The sequence below is a fragment of the Rummeliibacillus suwonensis genome, from assembly GCF_007896435.1.
GTDB lineage: Bacteria > Bacillota > Bacilli > Bacillales_A > Planococcaceae > Rummeliibacillus > Rummeliibacillus suwonensis.
The window spans coordinates 1277978-1299160 of record NZ_VCBL01000001.1; the positions used below are offsets into that span (position 1 = coordinate 1277978).

At 33.3% G+C, this 21183-nt stretch carries 11 protein-coding genes and 2 pseudogenes; 10 read left to right on the forward strand and 3 right to left on the reverse strand.

Annotated elements, in window-relative coordinates; all coding sequences use genetic code 11:
* Window positions 1-36: 36 nt before the first annotated feature.
* The 4 genes from FEU33_RS05970 (at window position 37) to FEU33_RS05985 (ending at window position 8106) form a co-directional block, all read left to right on the forward strand.
* A complete protein-coding gene (locus FEU33_RS05970; protein WP_146548499.1) occupies window positions 37-711 on the forward strand; it encodes a 4'-phosphopantetheinyl transferase family protein in 675 nt (224 codons plus the stop codon).
* A gap of 33 nt (window positions 712-744) precedes the next feature.
* Window positions 745-4794 carry a non-ribosomal peptide synthetase gene (locus FEU33_RS05975; RefSeq protein ID WP_146548500.1) on the forward strand — a complete coding sequence of 1350 codons (4050 nt, stop codon included), beginning with the start codon at window positions 745-747 and terminating at the stop codon, window positions 4792-4794.
* 108 nt (window positions 4795-4902) lie between these two features.
* Window positions 4903-6141: an MFS transporter gene (locus tag FEU33_RS05980; protein WP_146548501.1), complete on the forward strand. Its 1239-nt coding sequence runs from the start codon at window positions 4903-4905 to the stop codon at window positions 6139-6141.
* A 60-nt stretch (window positions 6142-6201) separates the two neighbouring features.
* Window positions 6202-8106 (forward strand): non-ribosomal peptide synthetase, encoded by a 1905-nt coding sequence (locus FEU33_RS05985; protein ID WP_186731330.1) that lies wholly within the window; start codon window positions 6202-6204, stop codon window positions 8104-8106.
* 104 nt (window positions 8107-8210) lie between these two features.
* Here the strand turns inward: FEU33_RS05985 and FEU33_RS05990 are convergent.
* Window positions 8211-9145 (reverse strand): annotated as a pseudogene (locus FEU33_RS05990) (IS3 family transposase); the annotation flags it as partial.
* Between the two features lie 395 nt (window positions 9146-9540).
* Between FEU33_RS05990 and FEU33_RS05995 the strand changes: the two are divergent.
* On the forward strand, window positions 9541-10152 hold the full coding sequence (locus FEU33_RS05995) for an NUDIX hydrolase N-terminal domain-containing protein (protein WP_146548503.1): 612 nt from the start codon (window positions 9541-9543) through the stop codon (window positions 10150-10152).
* Between the two features lie 1058 nt (window positions 10153-11210).
* On the opposite strand, the gene FEU33_RS06000 is transcribed toward FEU33_RS05995, so the two are convergent.
* Window positions 11211-12766 (reverse strand): IS3 family transposase gene (locus FEU33_RS06000; RefSeq protein ID WP_425328579.1). Its coding sequence is split into 2 segments (ribosomal slippage): window positions 11211-12283 and window positions 12283-12766, totalling 1557 coding nucleotides; the frame shifts between segments, so codons are not numbered across the junction.
* A 91-nt stretch (window positions 12767-12857) separates the two neighbouring features.
* On the opposite strand from FEU33_RS06000, the pseudogene FEU33_RS06005 reads away from it, so the two are divergent.
* Window positions 12858-13163, forward strand: a pseudogene (locus FEU33_RS06005) (IS30 family transposase); the annotation flags it as partial.
* Window positions 13164-13427: 264 nt separating this feature from the next.
* Here the strand turns inward: FEU33_RS06005 and FEU33_RS06010 are convergent.
* Window positions 13428-14015 (reverse strand): hypothetical protein, encoded by a 588-nt coding sequence (locus FEU33_RS06010; protein ID WP_146548505.1) that lies wholly within the window; start codon window positions 14013-14015, stop codon window positions 13428-13430.
* Between the two features lie 93 nt (window positions 14016-14108).
* On the opposite strand from FEU33_RS06010, the gene FEU33_RS06015 reads away from it, so the two are divergent.
* The 4 genes from FEU33_RS06015 to FEU33_RS06030 all read left to right on the forward strand — a co-directional run bounded on the left by FEU33_RS06015 (window position 14109) and on the right by FEU33_RS06030 (window position 21015).
* Entirely contained in the window at window positions 14109-14558 is a 450-nt protein-coding gene (locus FEU33_RS06015) for a membrane lipoprotein lipid attachment site-containing protein (protein ID WP_146548506.1), read from the forward strand.
* 140 nt (window positions 14559-14698) lie between these two features.
* A complete protein-coding gene (locus FEU33_RS06020) occupies window positions 14699-16660 on the forward strand; it encodes a thioredoxin domain-containing protein (protein WP_146548507.1) in 1962 nt (653 codons plus the stop codon).
* 1115 nt (window positions 16661-17775) lie between these two features.
* Window positions 17776-18999 carry a GNAT family N-acetyltransferase gene (locus tag FEU33_RS06025; RefSeq protein ID WP_425328605.1) on the forward strand — a complete coding sequence of 408 codons (1224 nt, stop codon included), beginning with the start codon at window positions 17776-17778 and terminating at the stop codon, window positions 18997-18999.
* A gap of 132 nt (window positions 19000-19131) precedes the next feature.
* Window positions 19132-21015 carry a dynamin family protein gene (locus FEU33_RS06030; RefSeq protein ID WP_146548509.1) on the forward strand — a complete coding sequence of 628 codons (1884 nt, stop codon included), beginning with the start codon at window positions 19132-19134 and terminating at the stop codon, window positions 21013-21015.
* The last annotated feature ends 168 nt before the right edge of the window (window positions 21016-21183 follow it).

The following is a 21183-nucleotide window of genomic DNA, read 5'->3' on the forward strand; positions in this document are numbered from 1 at the left end:
GTAAAAGATTATATAACCTTTAAACAATACTTAGAGGTGATAAAAATTATCAATGTATATGCGTGTAAGTTACCCTTACAAACACTAGTATTAAAAAAAATTAATTGGAAACAAATTAGTGATATAGGTATTTGTGTTAGTAAATATAACCGAAAACAGTTACTTGATCAGTATAGATCTTATTATGCTTATCTATTGTTAGACAATGTATTAAACAGTATAGGTGAATTCAAGGGAAGTTACATAACAACCAATAAGTACGGCAGGCCTATTTTAACCAACCATAATATCAATTATAAAACTATAGATTTTAATATCTCTCATTCAGGGCATTGGATTGTTTTAGCGATTAGTGACAAAAAAATAGGAATAGATATTGAAGAAATTTTACCCATTAATTTAGATGATTTAGTTCCATTTATTTTTGACGATGATCAAGTTCGATATTTTTGGGAAAACGGGCAAGAACCCAGGGAACAATTAAAAGCATTTTATTCGAAATGGGTACAAATAGAATCCTATTTAAAAATGGTTGGAACTGGTCTTTATGGTCTTCAAAAGGGAGGACCCGTTATTTGGAAAAATAATAACGGTATATATCAAAAGGAATACAATATCGAAGAAGAATATAAAATGGCGATTTCTTCTGTTTCATTAGATTTACCGAACAATATTATTTTTAAGGACTACTTTGAGATATCTAATGAGTGAAAATTACTTTTTGGACAAGAAAGGTTTGGTATTGTGAAAAATGTTGATTTAGTAAAAACTGATTTGGATGAAAAAAAGAGGAAATTAAAAGAACTATTAAAAGACCATAAAAACGTTAAAAGACCGATTCCGTTAACAGACCAGCAAAAAAGTTTATGGTTTTTTTATGAGTTAGCTGAAAATAAAAAACTTTATAATATACCGTATTCTTTGTTAATAGAGGGTAGTTTTAAGGAAGGAGCTTTTATACAGAGTGTAAAAGAATTCATTAATAAGTATCCAATTACAAGAGTTCATTTTATAGAGATAGATAGCTTACCATATCAACAGCTGATACAGAATTTTAAATTTGAACTACCTATAGTTGATCTGAGTGAACTTAATTCGAATGAACTTAATAGGAAAGTAGAAGAGTATAAAAATCTCATTAAAAATTTTGTATTCGATTTAAGGAATGGCCCATTATTTAAATTTATACTCTTGAAATTAAATAATGATAATTTTCAATTTATATTTAATTTCCACCATATAATTTCAGATGGGGTATCAATAAAAATCTTTTTAGAAGAACTGCAAAAAAACTATATTAAGAACATAGGAGAGTTAACGGATGAAAATATCGAAAATAAAGTGAATCAAAACTTGGTTTTACCCCAAAATAAGTTAACGAATGAAGCATATGATTCTCAAATTACATATTGGAAAAATAAGTTAACTGGAGTGGAGCATGTTGTAGATTTACCGTATGACTTTAATAGAAAATTAAGTGCTACTTACGAAGGAAAAAATTATTGTATTCGGGTTCCTGATGCTATTAGAGAAAATATAAATAAAATCGCAAAAGAAAATAAAACAACAGTATTTACCTTGCTATTATCTGTATTCGGATTGTTGTTAAGTAGGTATTCTAAACAACAAGATATTCTTATTGGTACCCCAGTATCCTTAAGAAATACTAATGAATTAGAATCTACCTTCGGTTTTTATATTAATACCGCTGTTTTAAAACTCAATGTTGTTAAAGATCTTAACTTTTCCAAGTTCCTAAGTAATACACAAGCTGAGGTTTTGGATGTACTCAGTAATAAAGATATTCCGTTTGAAAATGTTGTTGAGGAACTAAATATTAAACGAGCAGCTAACCATAATCCAATATTTCAAGTGATGTTTTCTTATGAGCGAATAAAGAATATAATTAGATTTTCCAATTTAAAATTGAAACCGGAAATTTTGACTAATAATGTTGCAAAATTTGATTTAACTTTAAGTTCTTATGAATCAGAAGAAGGACTCTTTTTAGATTTTGAGTATAATACAGACCTTTTTAAAATTGACACGATAAAAGAATACGCGGAACATTATATCCGATTAATTAAAGAAGTGATTCAAAATTCGAACGAAAAGTTAATGGAATATAAATACTTGAATCAAACTGAAGAACAAGAACTATTAACGCTTGGTAACAACGGACTCAAAGAAACGGATAATCTTCCCTTACTTCATGATTTTATTAAAAAATGGGCTCAGATAAAACCAAATGATATTGCAATCTGGTCTAACGGGGAAACATTAACCTATAAAGACTTAAATGAAAGATCAACTCACTTATCTAAATATTTGTTGCAAATGGGAGTTAAGCCGGAAACACTAGTCGGTATATACATGGAGAAGTCGATAGAAACTTTTATTGCAATTATTTCGATTCATAAGGCGGGAGGAGCATTTGTCCCTTTAGAACCCTCGTATCCCGAAGATAGGATAAAATACATGATTGAAGACAGCGAGTTAAATTATATAATCACAAAAAGCGACTACAAAGAATTTCTAACAGAATTTAACATACATCTCTTTTCAATAGATAGTGATTGGCAAGCTCTAGGTAATAGAAAATATGTAGAACCCATCATTAACGAACATAATTTAGCTTATATTACATATACCTCAGGAACAACCGGCCAGCCAAAAGGAGTAATGATTGAGCATCGTTCATTATCTAGCATGACTAAATCTTATATTCAAGACTATAAGTTATATGAATTTAAAATAAACTTGTTGCAATTGGCCAATCAGTCATTTGATGTATTCATTGGTGACCTTGCTAAAGTTGCAATTACTGGAGGAACGCTTTTCATTTGTCCAGATGAAATAAAAATAGATTTCCCAAATTTATTTGATTTTATTAATGAACACAAAATAAGCTTTTTTGAATCTACACCAGCTTTAGTTTTACCTTTTTTAGATTATGTATCAGAGTCTGGTATGAATTTTAATTCATTAAAGAGAATACTTGTGGGAGCGGATGTATTAAAATTAAAGGACTATAAAAGATTGTTGGAGAATTTTGAAAAACAGGTAGATATTATTAACACATATGGTGTAACAGAAACAACAATTGATTCTACACTATTTAAAATGACAAGTTCTGTAATTAATGAACTAAATCTTGTAAATACTCCAATAGGTGTACCACTGTCTTATACAAAGGTATACATACTTGACGATAATTTACACCTTCAGCCAAAAAACTTGCCTGGAGAACTCTATATTGGAGGACCCAGTGTTGGTAGAGGCTATATTAACAATGAATCCTTGACTAATGAAAGATTCATCCAAAGTCCTTTTAATGAAAACGAAAAATTATATAAAACCGGGGATTTAGTTAAATGGAATAAAAAAGGTTTTATTGAAATTATAGGACGTAACGATCATCAAGTAAAAGTAAATGGATATAGGGTAGAAATAGGGGAGATTGAAGAAACAATTAAAAAGGTACCAAATATAGTGGATGCTGCAGTCATTATTAAAGAAAATAGTAAGATTGACGCATTTTTTGTTGGTAAAGGTGAAGTAGATACTATAACAATAAAAAAACAACTTAAAAACCAGCTAAGAAAAAATCTTCCTCACTTTATGATTCCGAATACTTTTAATAGAATTGAAGCGTTACCTCTTACTCCAAATGGAAAACTAGATAGAAAAGAACTTGAAAGTAGAAGTGTGATTGTAGAATCCATATTGGATAACCAAAAAAAGAATCGCTATGAAATATTGACAGAATCCTTACCAAGAACTCAACTTGAATATGAAATTCAAAAAATTTGGTTAGACATCTTAAATTTAAAAACAATCACCTTAAGAGAAAGTTTCTTTGAAATCGGTGGTAACTCAATAATGTTAGTGCAGCTTCTCTCAAAAATAAGGAAAAAGTATCAAGTCGAAATTCCACTGAATGTGTTTTATGAAGAGCCATCAATACAACATTTAGCGGACATAATAAAAAATGGTACCCAGATGAAAAAAGATAGTTTTATCACTTGTGTTCAAAAAGAAGGACAAGGTAGACCAGTGTATGTTTTTCACCAAACTGGTGGAAATTGGTTTAGATATCTGGAATTAACAAAACATTTAGGCTATGATAATCCTATTTATGCTTTAGGTATTTCAAATCCATATGGAGATTCAGATAATCTAAAAGAGATCGCAACAATTTATATTAAAGAAATTAAGAAAGTACAGCCAGTTGGACCTTACCAATTCATCGGGCATAGTTTTGGTGGAAATATTGCATTTGAAATGGCACTTCAGCTACAAGCAAATAATGAAGAAGTCAGTATGTTAGTATTGTTGGATTCGTTATTACCTCAATTTAGAACTCATTTAGACGATTTCGAGTTAATACTAGATTATATGGAAAGATACAAGTTAAACTCTAAAGAAATTGAACAATTTAGAGATAGTACTGAGAAAGAAAGATTAGAATTAATGTTACGATTAGGGATTGAAAAAGGGTATTTACCTCCTGGTATGGAATTGGAAGATATGGAAAAAACATTATCGGTAAATATAAAGCTTCACCGTGCTATGTATACTTACCCGAAGCCGACAACCCCATTTAGAGGAGAAATCGTTTTTTTCAGAGCAATTAAAGAAGAAATGGATTCACTTAAAGGGTGGCATGAATTTATAGAAGGAAATATAACTTTATATGATATAAACTCCACCCATGGAGTGATGCTGACAGAACCCTATGTAATTGAAATTGCCAAAGAAATCAAAAAAGCTATAAACATTTTAACTATTTGATATCTTCATGGAATGTTTATGATGTTTATGATACAAAAAATAGATTGTAGACATACCAATAGTCATAAATAGGATTAAAAAGTAAAAATAGTTTCTTAGGAGAGTAATATGTATATTAAGCAATTTAAAGATTTACATTTTAATGTAAAAGTTAGACTATTTGAACAATTCGCATCCAATATAGCCGGTAATATGATTTTCCCTTTTATAATAATTTACTTTTCACAAGTTTATGGAGCTGCAATGACGGGCGTAATTTTTGTGATAAACACAGTAATTAGTTTCCTCGTTGGATTATTGGGTGGTCACTTTGCAGATAAATATGGAAGGCAAAAAATACTTGCTTTTTCTGAAATAGTTCGTTGTCTATCTTTAATTATTATGGCCTTTAGTTTTTTGGGCAATGCTAATCTAATAGTATTTATATCTAATATTTTAGTTAATGCCTCAACGGGTTTTTCACGACCTGCAGGAGACGCAATGTTGGTGGATGCAAGTACAGAAGAGAACAGGAAATTTATCTATACGGCTGACTATATGATGTTCAATGGTTCTTTGCTCATAGGAGGATTAGTAGGGGGATTTTTATTTGCTACATATAAATTTGAATTGGTAATGAGCTTGGGCATCATTTCATTAATATCTTTAATTATGCTGTTATTTTTCATTAGGGACACTATAGAATTTTCACCTAGCAAAAATGTCCAAAAGAACATCTTTAAGGAGCTTGCTACAAATTATAAGGTAGTTGCTAAAGATAGTATATTTATAATTTTTGTAATTGCATGTGTTTTGGAATTGTCTGTTCAGCTACAAGCAATGAATTATACTGGAGTCCGGCTAGTTACAGATGTTAACACTATGACTATTAATATCTTTAATTATGAATTTGAACTAAACGGATATAACATGTTTGGGTTACTAAACTTTACCAATTGCCTTCTTGTAATAATTCTTGCTAATTCTATAGCTAGATTATCCAAAAGATTTAAAGATAAGAATGTTTTAATAGTTGGAATTATTCTTTACTCGATTGGGTTTGGTTTAATAAGTTATCTAGCATCTCCTTTACTCTTAATCTTATCAATGGTAATAGTGGTAGTCGGAGAATTGGCGTATGTTCCAATCAAACAAGCATTGTTAGCAAATATGGTCCCTGCAGAAAGCAGGGGAGCCTATATGGCAATTAACGGATTAACTACTAAGGGTGCTTCTATACTGGGTTCTTTAGCTATTACTGTGGGCGCATTTTTACCATCTATTGTGATGTCTTTTATATTTCTTATGCTGGGGATCTTGTCTACATTTCTATTTTATAAAGTATTTAATTATAGAGTAATTAAATAATAAAGACAGGAGCATCAGTTAATCTAAGTTCTATTACTACTAATTATGAGGGGTGCTAAAATGGATAATAGGATTACTAGAGATATGACCGCTTCTAATCCAAATATAGTTGATTTGTTTGAATTACAAGTAATAAAAACTCCTAAAGAAGTGGCAGTTAAATTTGAAGATAATATATTAACCTATAGTGAACTGGATGAAAAATCGGCACTTCTAGCAAGAATACTAAGTGAGAAGGTGGACAATAATAGTTATATAGGAATCTATATGGAACGTTCGTTAGAGATGGTTGTTGCCATTCTTGCTGTATTAAAAGCAGGATGTGCATATGTTCCGCTTGATCCAGAGTATCCAAAAGATAGAATAATATATATGATAAAGAATACTGATGTTAAAGTTGTATTAACAAAGAAGTTTTATTTATCTGAATTAAAGTCTATAAAAAGTGAAAAATTATTTGTTGATAATTTACAAGAGTTAAATGAGCCCTTTTATAGCAAACCGTTCCTACCTGCAAAACCTAGTGATCCAGCATATATTATTTATACATCAGGTTCTACAGGAAATCCGAAAGGGGTTATAATACCTCATCAAGCAATTGTAAATCACATGGTCTGGATGAAAAAGGAATTCCCGTTACAAGAGGGTGAAAGTGTTTTACAAAAAACACCATTTAGCTTTGATGCATCAGTTTGGGAATTTTATTTTCCTTTATTAACCGGGGGCATATTAGTAATGGCCCCTACAGGAGTACAGAAAAACTTAAGACAAATAATAGAGTGTATACAGGAAAATTCTATTTCTGTAATACAGTTAGTGCCACCAATGCTATATTTATTGATTGAGGATGAGGAATTTAAAAAATGTAAAACACTAAAATATGTTTTTTGTGGGGGAGAAGTTCTTCCATACACCTTAAAAAACAAATTTTATTCTATCATGGACGCTGATTTAATTAATTTATATGGTCCTTCCGAAGCGTGCATAGATACAACTTTTCATATATGTAAAAAGGATTTTGAAACTAAAACTATTCCAATAGGAAAGGCTATTGATAATGTAGTTTTATATGTTATGGACAAAAATGGTAGACCTGTTAAAGAAGGAAAACCGGGTGAACTTTGGATTGGAGGTATGGGATTAGCGGATGGATATATTAATAGTCCAGAATTAACAAGAGAAAAATTTGTGGAAAATCCTGATTCCAATTCTCCCTATAAAAAATTGTATAGAACTGGAGATTTGGTTAAGCAATTAAAAAACGGAGAAATTGAGTATATAGATCGTATTGATAATTATGTTAAAGTACGAGGTATTTTTATTGATATAGGAGAGATAGAAAATACAATATCAAAACATAAAGATATATTACAATCGATTGTGAAGGTTATTCTCATAGAGAATATTAAATTTGTCGTAGCTTATATTACTTTGAAAAAAGAACGAAATATAGGTTCTAATGAGCTTAGGACCTACCTAAAAAATGGCCTTCCAATAAATATGATTCCTAACTATTTTGTGTTTATGAAGGAATTCCCTTTAAGTCCAAGTGGAAAAATCGACAAAAGGGCTTTACCACTTCCAGACCTAACTAAGAGTGTTGGTACAAAACCTTCTAGTGAGTTAACTTCGATAGAAAAAAATATAAAGTCTATTTTCTTAGAAACATTCAATATTGAGGACATTGGAATAGAAGATGACTTTTTTGAGTTGGGAGGACACTCTTTATTAGCTATTAGAATATTGTCACGAATTAAAGAGTTATATAATAAGGATATTCCAATTGGACTTTTCTTTGAATCACCCAATATTAAAAGTCTGTCTTTAGAAGTCCAAAAATTAGAAGAATCTTCAGTAGGTGAAAATCTTTATAGTCAAAGTAGAGATAAAGAAATTATTGATATTGACAACCTCTCTGAGGAAGAAATAGATGCAATGCTAAACGTATATGGAAGAGAGAATTAGGCAGATTATTCAATAATGAATAAACCCACAACGAACTAAACTGTACAACTTTTATGTGGACTGTAGCTTGAATTCTATTGGGGTTAAGTAACCCAATGTTCTGTGAATTCGGTCTTGAAAACTTTAAACATCGCATCGGCTACAGCATTGTCATAAGGGCATCCTTTCATGCTAAGTGAAGGTTGTATACCAAACGTTTCTTAGGCTTCTGAAATTAGTTTATTATCAAATTCTTTACCACGGTCTGTATGGAACATTTTAATGTTGTTTAAGTTATTCTTAATGCTTGCCAATGCTCTATATACTAGTGCTGCATCTTTATTTGCTCCGGCACTATATCCAATAATTTCTCGGTCATAAAGGTCGACAAATAAACAGACGTAGTGCCATTTTCCATTGACACGGACGTATGTTAAATCACTGACAACTACTGCTAATTCCAGTTCCTGCTGGAAATGGCGTTGTAATTTATTTTGGATAGGTGCTTCGTTACAAGTTGAACGATGGGGTTTAAATTGAGCAACAGTGTAATTAGAAGCTAGCCCTAGCCTTTTCATAATACGGCCAATTTTACGAAGTGAAACAATTAGTCCTTGCTTTTTTAATTCCACTTTAATTTTACGTGTGCCATAGTTATTTCGACTTGCTTTAAAGATGCTTTCTATTGCTGTCATCAACACTTCTTCTTGCTTGTGTTGTACATCTTTTTCTCGTAAGCTCATTTGATAATAGTAAGTACTTCGAGGAATATTTAGGACGTCATACATTGCTGATACCGAATATTTGTGAGCATTATTGCGAATCACATCTATTTTCGTCACATGATCAGCGCGACTTGCTTTAAAATGTCATTCTCCATTCGTAATCGGTGTAATTCTTTTCGAAGTTCAATGAGTTCTTTTTCTTCTTCTGTACGATTGTCCTTGGCAGAAAATGAACCTGAATTCCCATGGCTTTTAATCCACTTATCTAACCAGCTGGTGTTATACTCTCTACAAATATCTGCACGGGATTTTCCATTCTCGAAGTGCCTGACCATTTGTAATTTAAAATCTGTTGTAAAAGTTCAACGTTGGCGAGGCATAGTAGCACGCTCCTTTTGTTTGTTAGAGTAATTGTATTAGCCCTCATTTTTTCTGTCCAACTTAGTGTAGCCTATCCAGCCTTTTCAAAGTTCGAATCTAACACATGTTCATGAAAAGTAACACAAGAAATCGCACTATGCTAAAGGTTACATGCTTATACTCCTTGTTAAAATGGACATGTAATACTATTACATAAATCTAAGTATTTTTTTGCTTAATTTGTTAATTGTTGCATTTTTTAAAATATTAGTTATAATAAAAATTGTAGCTAATATTTAAAAGATTAGGAGGAAACATTATATCTAATTCAAGAGTAGTAGCCGAAGAACAAAATAATAATAATGACCTTATCTGGTTAGACTGGGCTAAACAAATCCAAGCAATTGCTCAGTCAGGGTTGGCTTATTGTCATGATATTTATGATCAAGAACGGTATGAACAATTACGAGATTTAAGCGTGGAAATATTAAATAAATACACAACAGTAGATAGAAACATAATAAAATTAGACTTTGCCAACGATACTGGATATGCTACACCAAAAGTAGATGTTCGCGGGGTAATTTTTAATGAACAAAATCAACTATTATTGGTTAAGGAAAAAGAGGATGCAGAATGGGCATTACCTGGCGGATGGGGAGATATAGGTTATTCACCGTCTGAAGTTGCAGTAAAGGAGATAAAAGAAGAATCCGGCTTTGAAGTAGAACCATTACAATTGCTTGCTATTTTAGATAAAAGTAAGCATAATCATCCTCCAGAACCTCATTATGTTTATAAAATTTTCATTGAGTGTAAAGTAGTTTCTGGAAAATTAAAGACTGGGATAGAAACAAGCGATGCAGGTTTTTTCGATAGGAATAATTTACCCACCTTATCAACTAAGAGAAATACCAAGGAACAGATAGAATTAATGTTTGAATTTAACGCTAACCCCCAAAAAAGTGTAGTTTTTGATTAATTATCTTATTATAGGAATAAAATTAGTATTATAGTAGCTCTGTTGGGTATTAAAAATTTTTTTAATACAAACACAATAAACTACCAATGAAGTTTTAACTGTACCTTTTGTAAAGGACATTATTAAAAAGCCCTAGGCAACTTCAAGAAGATGCAGTCTGTATTTTGAGAGGCCACTGAAAAAGTCCATTCGTCTTCAAAATCATGATAAAAATCAACTTTTTTAGGTCATAAAACGAAAGAAAAGATAGATTTTTATCGATAGAAATGACAATTCTATAGTTTTTCAGTGCCCTCGTATTTTGAGGGTGGCATCTTTTTTAATTTCATAGACTCGATAATGAATTTAATAAATCATATAACTTTTTGATTTCAATCTTTATGTCTTCTAATGTTTCACAACTCTTCAAATCTAATTCATCTTAAAATGACCGTAGAAAGATAGCTTTGGCGCATTATTTCAACAGGTTCCACGACGTAAAATAGATTGTCCTAATTTCTTTGTTCGAACTGACTTGTATATTGCAAGAGAAAAATACACACATGCATAAAAAAGTATAGAATATTGCCAGCTGTAGTTAATATATAAATCACTCATCAAGCATGTAAAAACAGAATAATATATATTTAAAAATGAGTGCTAAAAATTTTAAGATTATCATGTTGCTATTTGTGATCGATATTTTTTCTCATAGTTTGTAAGGACTATCTAATTATGTTATAATAATATCAGATTTAGTCAATAATTAAATCTCAAAAAGGGAACACCCCAAATTTTCTACTATATGTTAATTGCATATAGTTAAATTTGGGGTGTTCTTTTTTGTTTCTAGTTTAGGAGAGTGTATTAAATACTTATTAAAAAAGATAGTTTAAGGGTTCCTGATCGGTGTTTGTCAATATAGTTGTCGCATTTAGCTACTTTAGTATTTTAAAAAATATCATCCATCTCCAGATGCTATTAAGGCTACCGCGCTGCGCTTGCTGGCCTGTTGATCTGAAACGAAAGGAAAAGCTTGCTTTCGTTTCAGATCAACAGGAAAATGGAGATATTATTCCTCAATGATTTATTTTTTTCTCATCACGCATTGGATTGAGTGCGACTTTTTCTTTTGGTGACCAATTTCTTATGCCTTGTGTCCAACGTTCTGGATGCTTTGCTTTTGCCATTTCATATACTTTTTTTCGCTTTTCCAGTATCGCTATATGTTCACCTGTATGACATTGTACCGGTGTTACAAAATTCAGCCCACTGTGCAGGTGAATCTCGTTATACCATTGGACAAATTGATGTGCCCATTGTCTTGCTTTTGTAAGTGATGCAAAACCTTTATACGGATAATCTGGGCGATATTTAAGTGTGCGAAACATGGCCTCTGAATAAGGATTATCGTTACTCACACGCGGTCTTGAAAAAGAACTTTGAATGCCTAATTTTTCTAGTAAACTTAAGAATGTTTCGGCTTTCATCGGACTCCCATTATCTGAATGTAGTACCAGCGGCGCTCCTTGAATTTTTTCATTGATAACGGCTTTTTTCACAAGCGATTCGGCATGTTTTGCTTCTTCTGTTTCCCAGACTTCCCATCCAACCACTTTTCTACTAAATAAATCGATCATTAAATAGAGGCGATCGTACAAACCTTTTACAGGTCCTCCAAGCCATGTAATATCCCAAGTCCATACTTGATTGGGAGCTGTTGCGAGATGACTTTCAGGAATCCTTCTTTCAGGCTTCTGGCTACGGCCACGATGGTGTTGCATTTTTTCTTCACGTAATACACGATAAAAGGTAGATTCTGAGGCGATGTATGTCCCATTGTCCGCAAGTTTAGGGACAATCTGTGTCGGTGGTAAATCGGCATATTCCCCTTGTTTGACAACTGTTAGTATTTCTTCTCTTTCTTCCGAAGATAACTTGTTTTTTGGCACAGGTCTTTTCACGAGTGGACGCTGATCAACCTTTATACCACCTTCTTTTATCCAGCGCCCATACGTTCGAACACTGATATCAAGTTCCTCACACGCCTTCGCTAATCGCGCACCATTTTGATGTGCCTCTTGGATAAGTTCAACAGCTAATGCGCGATTTGACGGGCTAATCATTCTTCCTCGTCGTCCTCCCAAATCGCTTGGGCCTTTTTTCGCAAAAGTAATAATGCCGCAGCCTCAGCTAGCGCTTTTTCTTTCTTTTGAAGCTCTTTTTCTAGTGGTTTAGCTCTCTTTTGTTCATCCTTTAAGGCATCATTCAGCTGTTTTGCTTGATCAAATGCTTGCCCGTTTGCTTGAAGACATACACTTTTCCAAGCTTCTATTTGTTCACGATATAATCCTTTTTTTCGACAATATTCTGCTAATTCCAATTCATTCATGGAGAATGTCTCCATCACAATTAAAAATTTATCTTGGCTACTCCACTTGTCGCTTGTTTGTCCATTTCCAGGTGTTGCCATACCCGCTGTACGAGCAGACTTTCTCCACTTGTACAACGTTACTTCGGATATGCCTTCTTCCTTCGCAATTTGAGCTACTGATTCATTATTCGGTGGCATCATGCGTTTAATAATCATTTCTTTCTGTTCCTGCGAATATCGTACCCTTTTTCTCTCCGTCATATCGATCAACCTCCGTGTTATTCACTAAACTATAACACTAAAATATCGTACGACAACTATCCTAACAGAGAGGGTGAGCTAGCTCCTTAAAGTATTCAAATCCATTACGGCAGATAATGAGCGTGAGTTTTCAGAGCTGGCAGAAAAATTCCAAGAGTCGATGGGGATTTACTTCACACATCCGTATTCATCCTGGGAACGAGGAACAAATGAAAACTATAATGGAATCATTCGTAGGTGGATACCAAAAGGGACAGCTATAGAGGATTACAGTCAATCTTGCATTCAATCTATAGAAGACAAAATGAATCATTTACCACGACGAATACATGGATTCAAAACGCCCCATGAAATGTTTGCGGAAGAAATGAAGAGATTAGTAGGAGATTCAGCATAAGAAAATGAGAAGATAGGAATCCTCCGACTCTTCTCCCTAGAGTTAGTGGAAGTTTATGGTCTATCGGTCTTTCTGCCAATCTAACAGGAACCTGACTCCACTTCAAGGGACAAGCCCTTTCCATTACGCCAGAACCCTATTTAACGAGTGGACAGACCGACAGACCATAAACATGAGGTAAAAAGGAACAAAAAATATACGGTCCTGGATGTATCAAAAATAAGTGTCTAACTTGATATTGAAATTTACGTGTGAAAAATATTATTAATCAAAAAATGAAATCCATTCAGCAGTACTGGTCATAGTATATTTATATATATAAAATTCAGCTAGATCATTATCTCCATCGCACCAACCAGAAATATTACGAAAAACCATTTCATATATACCTGATTCAGAAAAGTTAAAGTCTTTTACTGTAGAATTAAATACTGTATCTTGCTCTCTTAAAGAATATAGGTAAGGACCATATGAAGATTGTGATACTATTACCGTATAATCTCCGCCATGAGAGGGATAGATTCCCGATGTTTGTTTCACAAGCTCATCGCCAAGTCGATCCCATTCTCCTGCTCCCATTGGTACAATACCATTATTTGAATAATTGTACTTAGTGGATAAATTAGGTAGATTAATATTTGGTGAATCCGATAGCTTTCTAATAATAACATCATCAGTTATTAAAATATCATCTTTTTCTCCATTAAAATAAATAGTATTTTCTGCATCTGGTTGTTCTTGTCCCACTACCTGCTTACCAGAAATATCAATTACTTCTGAGGCGCTTGCAGGAGTTTCAAAAAATAAAAAGCTGCTCCCTATTAATAAAAAACTTAATAAAATATTCCTCATAATCTTGAACCTCCTAAAATTAAGTAAAAATATACCTATTTAGTATAATAATGGTTATTAAAAGTGAATATTTACGAAAGGAGCAATTTTGCTATGAAAAAAATATTTTTTTTAGTATTAATGCTGGTTACTGTTGCGGGGTGTAATTTAATATCTTCATCTGATTCCTTTGAACAACCACAGGGAAAAGTTATTGTTGATAATAAGGATTATACGATGACGATAGGTAGTTTTAAATGGAAAGAAGATGACTTTGAAGCACGTAAAATTAGTTCATCTGATATAAAAAGTTTAGCAAATGAATTTGAAACATTAGACGTAAAAGAGGGAGAAAAATTAAAAATTCAAATTGAACAAAATCCTTCTTCAATAACTGTTAATCAAAAAAATGAAGATGGCACAAGTAAGTCTGTTGGAATACAAGATAATCAAATAATCCTTCCATCAGAAAAAGGGTATTATATTTATGAAATTACAGCAAAATGGAATAAAGGTGAAATTAAGGGGAGGCTCAATTATATTTTTGACGTTAAAATAAATTAAGGGTAGTAAATGTAAACGCTAAACTATAATGGGCAGTTATCACTAGCAGTAAAAGTTTTTTAAGTATACATTATTAAATAAAATTGAATATGGTTAAAATAAATTAGGTAGTAATCAAAAAAATGAAAGAGGATGATCCAATGTCTAATACTTATAAGCCCAATAGACTTATACATGAGACTTCACCTTATCTGCTTCAGCATGCCTACAATCCTGTAAATTGGTTTCCATGGGGTGAGGAAGCCTTTCAAAGAGCAAAGCAAGAAGACAAGCCTGTTCTTGTGAGCATTGGATATTCGACATGTCACTGGTGTCATGTAATGGCGCATGAATCGTTTGAAGATGATGAGATCGCAGAGCTTTTAAATCAGCATTTTATTTGCATTAAAGTGGATCGTGAGGAACGTCCAGATATTGACTCGATTTATATGAATGTTTGCCAAATGTTGACGGGTTCTGGTGGATGGCCGCTCAATGTGTTTTTGACGCCAGATCAAAAGCCATATTATGCGGGTACTTATTTTGCTAAATATAATCAATATGGAAGACCGGGTATGAAGGATATGATTCCATATTTGGCGAAAATGTATCACCAAGAACGTGAAAGAGTCGTTCAAATAGGAGAGCAGCTGGTTGAAAGATTAAGAGAAATGAGCGATCAACAAAAAGAAACGATCTCCAATAAGGTAACTACTCGTGCTTTTCAAACGCTTCAGCAGAATTTTGATGCAATATATGGTGGCTTTGGGACAGCACCTAAATTTCCTACAGCCGGGCAAATTTTATATCTACTTCGGTATTATAAGGCAACAGGGACAGAGGATGCTTTGCAGATGGCAATCAAAACACTAGAACAAATCCATAAAGGCGGGATTTATGATCATATCGGTTTTGGATTTGCACGCTACTCGACTGATCAAATGTGGCTTGTTCCACATTTCGAGAAAATGCTTTATGATCAAGCATTATTATTACATTGCTATACGGAGGCTTATCAGATCACTCAAAAAGCTTCCTTTAAACAAGCTGTTTTTGAGACGGTCACATTTCTTAAGCGAGAAATGCAGCATCCTAAAGGTGGGTTTTATAGCGCCATTGATGCTGATAGTGAAGGGATTGAAGGTAAATATTATACTTGGACATACGATGAAATCATCGATATATTAGGAAAAGATAAAGGGACAAAGTATGCAGAGACTTATGGTATAAGTGAATACGGCAATTTTGAAGGAGAGAGTATTCCAAATCTTATTGAAACGGAAAAAGGCAGTTTATCACGAGATGAATTGGAATGGTGCCGGGAAAAATTATTGGATCATCGCGAAAAACGAGTTTATCCCCATATTGACGATAAAATATTAACGGCTTGGAATGCATTATTGATCAGCGCTTTTGCCAAAGCAGGCGCTGTTTTTGCCAATGAATCCTTTATAGATCTAGCTAAAAGAGTCGATACATTTTTGCAAACATATCTGATGAAAAATGGACATTTATATGTAAGTTATCGTGATGGGAAGGCAAAGCAGCTTGCCTTTATCGATGACTATGCCAATTATTTATGGGCATTAAACGAACTCTATTTGGCAACCGGCGTGGATGACTATATCGTACGAGCAGAAAAAATGGCAAAGGAAATGCTCACACAATTTCATGATCAGGAAAAAGGCGGCTTTTTTATCACTAGTCATGCAGCGGAAAGACTAATTATTCGAGAAAAGACGGCTTTTGATAATGCCTATCCAGCAGGAAACAGTACGCTGGCTATGCAATTTTGGAGACTCGGAAAAATCACTGAAAATGACCGCTATATAAAATGGGCTGATGAAATAGTAGAAGCTTTTTCAGCCGATATCGATCGTTATCCTTCTGCAACATTATGGTTATTACAATTGATGCTTGCCCATCAAGCAGAAAACAAGGAAATTCATTTAGTCAACCCTTCTGAAGATGTTCTTCAAGAGCTATTCATTCAATACCGACCATTTGATGTTTGGCATATTCAAAAACAAGGCAACTTTGAAATGCAAATATGTCAAGATTATAGTTGTCAACTAGCCATTACAGATTTAACGGAAGCTCTCCGAACATTACAATTTAAATAATTTTTCAGACGTATTGATTATTCAATTTTGCCCATTTAAATTTAGATAACTCACTGATTTCCCTACGGCTTGCACGACTCATGTGGGCGCTGAACCGCTTCAGGGCAACAGGATGTTGGTCACGGGGGTGTTGCCACAGGACATTGTGCTCTTAGACTCCCTTAATAGCTCGTGCAGGATCTAAAGCTTCTTCGCTTTTCCCACGGGTCATTGAATTAGCCTCATCGAATCGACACCGCACGAAGGAAATGCGCAAGCCTAATCGAGGACTCAAGCAAGCCGTAGCGAAGATCTATATAGATTGGAGTTTACAATAAGGGATTTTTCTCATTTATGCTCATATATTTACCTTATTTTTTTCCTAATCAACACGCCTGATAATTTTTTCATTTTTCTTGCATTATGTAGCTGTCCCAAAAGTAAACTTTCATAAGTGATTGCTCCCGATCTGTACAGGAAACAGTTTTTATCCCGCTTTAACGTGCAGTAAGATCCCATCTCAAGATTTAGAGAGAAACGAGAAAGATAGTTAGGTGATCAACTGCCCGTAAAAGTCCGATTGGTTCGGGCGGGCAGGATGTTGGTCACTCAGGTGTTGCCACAGGACGTGGCGCTTTTAACTTCCGTTCCTCTAGTTCAGTGGGGGGATGAAGAAAATCCCCACTGATGGAGTTTCACTTTATAAAATTATCTATATTTTGTCATGCGTGTTGATTTTACAAAAATTAGGGATGTTTGTTTGGTGTAATTTTGAAAAGCTCTGTATTTTAGCGTCATTTATAACGATTGGAGCGGAGGCTTGCTCGAGTCCTCGAAAATGCATCCGCATTTCCTTCGTGCGGTGTTGATTCAGGAAGTCCATTCAATGTCCCGCGGGAAAAGCGAATAGATGAGACCCCGCAGCGTAGCGATTAAGGAACGGAGTCTAAGGGCGCCACGTCCTGTGGCAACGACTCCGTGACCAACATCCTGTTGCCCCCAGCATTCGCCCGCAGGAAAGCGAGCAAGCTGTAGCGGAAATCAGCAAATACACTATATATTTATGGGGGAAATTGGATAATCAACACGCCTGCTTTTAAATAATGAAAAAATAGTGAAGGTTAAAAAGGAGAAGTATAACGATGAAATCCGATTTACATATGCGAGAGATTAAGCAAACAGAAATAAAACAATCTATCGAGTTACTTAACTATGTTTTTCAAGTCAATTTATCCATCAACAAAGACCGACCATTTGTGACCGCTAAATCAACGCAATTCGATGAAGGGAGCGCACTTGGTTGGTTTGATGGAGATCAATTAGTGGCGCAGATTTTAAATTTACCTTTTGAAGTAAATATTCATAATCGTGTTTATAAGATGGGCGGTATGACCGCGGTAGGAACCTATCCAGAATATTCGCGGCATGGCTTGATGCATAAACTGATTTATGCAAGCCTAGAACAGATGAAAAAAGATGGTTATTATATTTCGTATTTGTTTCCTTATTCCATTCCTTATTATCGTCAAAAAGGATTTGAAATAATGAGTGATATTGTCGAATATCAAATTCGAGATACTCAAATTCCATATTACGATGAAATTTCAGGACAGGTGCGGCGTTTATCCACTTCCCATGAAGATATAAAAGAAGTGTATCATCAATTTGCCATGCATACACACGGAGCTATGATTCGGAATGAGATCTCCTGGAATGAAAAATACCAAGAGGATTACTGGGAAGAGAAATTTATCGATAGCAATGCTAATTTACAAGCGGCCGTTTACTATGATGAAGATGGCAATGCTCTTGGCTATATGTTTTACCGCATCATGGAAGAAAATTTTTATATCGATGAGTTAATTACCTTAAAAGAAGTTGCTCGTAAGGCGCTTTGGAATTTTGTATATGCTCACCAATCGATGGTTTATAAAGTTTATGGCAAAACAACTGGAAATGAAGCCGTTGCCTTTTTAATGCAAGATAGTGAGATTAAGCAAAGTCTATCCCCATACTTTATGGCACGAATAGTAGATTTGAACGGATTTGTAAAGCAATTTCCTTTTTCAAAAGAATCATTTCATATGAAATGGGCTGTTAGTGATCCGTTAGTTGAATGGAATCATGGTACTTTTGATATATCTTCAGATGAAGAGGGTATACAAATCAAAAAAATAAGTGATGAGTTAAGTGACGAGGCAGTGCAGATGACTGTCCAAACCTTGATTACAATGATGCTGGGATATTTAAGACCAACCTATCTTTATCAAATAGAGAGAATTAAAGGTGATATCGAATCTATTTTGCTGTTAGAGCAAATCATTCCAACTGGTGTTCCAACATTTGTAGATTATTTTTGATAGTCAAAAAGAACTATTTTTAAATTTAATCGGTAATCACTTAGTAATTTTTTTGTGAAAATAAAAATTATACAACATTTGTTATATTTTCATGTATACTAATGATTAAGTAGTATAAAGGAGATTTAATGGATGGATAAAGACCTAATGACGGTTAATGACTTAAAAGAAGAATTACCAGTTGTCCGTTGGGAATATGAAAAACCTGCCGAATTTTTACAAAAATTTGTTGTGAAATTGAGGTATTTAAATAAATTACTTTCAAAGAATTCATATGTAAGAGAAACCACGAAAATTTTAAAATATATTATTCAAGATGCTACCAATAATACGATTGTTTTATTTGCAGGCATGACAGATAGTGGTAAAACAAGTTTAGTCAATGCATTATTGAAGAGACCCATTTTAAGCACGAATGTGGCGGTAGCAACAGAAGTCAACACGATAATCTGTTATGGGGAAAAGGAAAAAGTTTGCGCCCACTTTTTAGACGGACAAATTGCATCATTTGATATCCATCAAGTGGAGCTGTTTACTAGTTTAGAAACTTCAAGTGCTAAAATATTGAGAGATAGTCTTGATTTTATTGAAATATATGTGCAAAATGATTTATTAAAAATGGTCACGTTAATTGATACTACACCTCTTCAAATTTCAGGAAATGATACTGCATACATTAAAGAAAGCATCTTAAATCGAGCAGATGATATTTTTTGGATCTTTAAGTATGGCTTGCCCATTGTTCCAGAAGAGTTAAAATTACTTGAAAAAATAAAAGGAAAAAATATAATACCACTAGGGATTCTAAATGGCTTGGATTTGATCGATTTAAATCATAAAGATAGTATTTCATCCTATGAAGAACAGGTTTCTAGCTATGTAAGAGATTTGATTTGTATTTCTTCAAAAGAGGCACTAGAATCTGTATCGTTAAAAGATGATAATGATGAAAAATGGCGGCATAGCCAAATCGATCTTGTCATAAAAGAATTGGAAAAAACAGCTAATAACCAAGCCAAACGCTTGGCATATTTAACTGAGCGATTTATTCATTGGTTAAAAAGATTTCAGACGGAGATCGAAATTATTCCAGAAAGAGAACCATATCAGACATCTTTTTTAACTTTAAAGGAATATGTTGAGCATTTTGAGGAACGGCAGGCCATAGAAGCAGCACAAAACAGCTATACTTTGGAGTTATCTGTAAAGTATGAGAAACAAAGTACTATTTTTAAAAAAGTAGATACACTATTTCAGTTAATTCAAGTCATTGAATCCAAACCATTTTGTAATAACACTCAATTATTTACGTTCAATAATCAGGCGAAACAATATCTTTTGAGAGTAAGAGAATATCGGAAACTAAGGCAGGAATACACACATATATATGAATTGTTGGATAAAAAGCATCAAAAAGTAAATGGCTTAACATTATTAAAATTTATATTTGGCAAACGTCAAGAAAACGAGTATTTTGTGGATCAAATAGAAAAATTAAATGAGCGGCAACAGATTTTAGAGAAAAAGTATCATCTGCTTAAAATAGAGGAAAAAAATTTACTCAAATCATTTGAAAAGACGAAAGATTTATTAAACAAAGTCGTGCAAGAACAATTGGCAATGATTTTAAAAGATTTTTCAACGATTGAGTTTCAAAGAAATACTGAGAATGCAAAAATTCAAACAGCGATCAAAAAGTTAAAGGGATTTGATAGTATTGTTGAAGCACAAAGTTTTATTTTAAAATTTGTAAGTGATTATGTATTAAAAGAAGGCTATATTTTAACAAAAGAAGAAAAAACGAAACTGCAAGAGATGCTACAGGCGATTGAGAAAACTGTGTTTGATTACCCAGCATATATTGAACAGTATGAACAAATGGGACCAATCAATAATGTTGAAATCCAAAAGGTGATAATAGAAAAGAATCCGTTTTATTCATGCCACATAACTGAAGATCATATTCGTGTACAATTGGACGAACCACCTAAAATATTGAATTTAGATGAAGAATAAAGTGAAACGAATTGTCAAAAAAGAACGGTTTTATAAATACATCATTTTATTTTAAATCTGCCCGATCTTCTGCTTAAAAATGAGGTCGAGCAGATTTTTTAGTTGGGTAAGGAAGAGTCGGTGCCATCTGAAAGAATCTAATTGGTTTCAAAATACCTAATGATGGAC

What these genes read in the sequence shown, in the direction of transcription:
- FEU33_RS06010 (WP_146548505.1), bottom strand. Translation starts at nt 14,015, where the DNA reads ATGAGGAATATTTTATTAAGTTTTTTATTAATAGGGAGCAGCTTTTTA.
- FEU33_RS06015 (WP_146548506.1), top strand. Translation starts at nt 14,109, where the DNA reads ATGAAAAAAATATTTTTTTTAGTATTAATGCTGGTTACTGTTGCGGGG.
- FEU33_RS05980 (WP_146548501.1), top strand. Translation starts at nt 4,903, where the DNA reads ATGTATATTAAGCAATTTAAAGATTTACATTTTAATGTAAAAGTTAGA.
- FEU33_RS05985 (WP_186731330.1), top strand. Translation starts at nt 6,202, where the DNA reads ATGGATAATAGGATTACTAGAGATATGACCGCTTCTAATCCAAATATA.
- FEU33_RS06030 (WP_146548509.1), top strand. Translation starts at nt 19,132, where the DNA reads ATGGATAAAGACCTAATGACGGTTAATGACTTAAAAGAAGAATTACCA.
- FEU33_RS06020 (WP_146548507.1), top strand. Translation starts at nt 14,699, where the DNA reads ATGTCTAATACTTATAAGCCCAATAGACTTATACATGAGACTTCACCT.